The sequence below is a fragment of the Streptococcus mitis genome, assembly GCF_047459985.1.
Classification (GTDB): Bacteria; Bacillota; Bacilli; order Lactobacillales; family Streptococcaceae; genus Streptococcus; species Streptococcus mitis_DZ.
In genome coordinates this window covers 1-1,400 of record NZ_JASHHD010000038.1, presented here as the reverse complement: position 1 = coordinate 1,400, position 1,400 = coordinate 1, and the positions used below count along the sequence as shown (strand labels likewise).

The window sequence follows — 1,400 nt, the reverse complement described above, 5'->3', positions numbered from 1 at the left end:
TGGTAAGGTTCTTCGCGTTGCTTCGAATTAAACCACATGCTCCACCGCTTGTGCGGGCCCCCGTCAATTCCTTTGAGTTTCAACCTTGCGGTCGTACTCCCCAGGCGGAGTGCTTAATGCGTTAGCTGCGGCACTGAATCCCGGAAAGGATCCAACACCTAGCACTCATCGTTTACGGCGTGGACTACCAGGGTATCTAATCCTGTTTGCTCCCCACGCTTTCGAGCCTCAGCGTCAGTTACAGACCAGAGAGCCGCTTTCGCCACCGGTGTTCCTCCATATATCTACGCATTTCACCGCTACACATGGAATTCCACTCTCCCCTTCTGCACTCAAGTTTGACAGTTTCCAAAGCGAACTATGGTTGAGCCACAGCCTTTAACTTCAGACTTATCAAACCGCCTGCGCTCGCTTTACGCCCAATAAATCCGGACAACGCTCGGGACCTACGTATTACCGCGGCTGCTGGCACGTAGTTAGCCGTCCCTTTCTGGTAAGCTACCGTCACAGTGTGAACTTTCCACTCTCACACTCGTTCTTGACTTACAACAGAGCTTTACGATCCGAAAACCTTCTTCACTCACGCGGCGTTGCTCGGTCAGGGTTGCCCCCATTGCCGAAGATTCCCTACTGCTGCCTCCCGTAGGAGTCTGGGCCGTGTCTCAGTCCCAGTGTGGCCGATCACCCTCTCAGGTCGGCTATGTATCGTCGCCTAGGTGAGCCGTTACCTCACCTACTAGCTAATACAACGCAGGTCCATCTTGTAGTGGAGCAATTGCCCCTTTCAAATAAATGACATGTGTCACCCATTGTTATGCGGTATTAGCTATCGTTTCCAATAGTTATCCCCCGCTACCAGGCAGGTTACCTACGCGTTACTCACCCGTTCGCAACTCATCCAAGAAGAGCAAGCTCCTCTCTTCAGCGTTCTACTTGCATGTATTAGGCACGCCGCCAGCGTTCGTCCTGAGCCAGGATCAAACTCTCATTAAAATCTTTAATAATTGTTCGAGCGTTAACTCATTACCGTCGTCTGACGATTTATTCTTGTAAATTGACAGGTTATAATTCTTCTATCATAACCCTGCACTTGGTTTCTTATTCAGTTCTCAAAGGTCTTTGTCTCTCTTGAGACAACTTCTATATTCTAGCAAAGATAGAATATCTTGTCAACACCTTTTTTAAAGTTTTTTTCACTTCTTGGCGTTTGCCGTCCCTTTCGAAACAGCTTATTTATAATATCATCTCTGCTTAAACTTGTCAATAACTTTTTTAAAGTTTTGGAACCTTTACGAGTTAGAGACAAATCACTTAAGACAACTTTTATATCTTAGCACCCTTTTGGATAGCTGTCAAGAGGGTTATCGCAAATCTGTTGTCATTTATTTGATTGAACTTTT

At 46.7% G+C, this 1,400-nt stretch carries 1 rRNA gene; it reads right to left on the bottom strand.

The annotated features are described in order from the left end of the window. Positions 1 to 993, bottom strand: a 16S ribosomal RNA gene (locus QM959_RS09515); the annotation flags it as partial. Between the last annotated feature and the right edge of the window lie 407 nt (positions 994 to 1,400).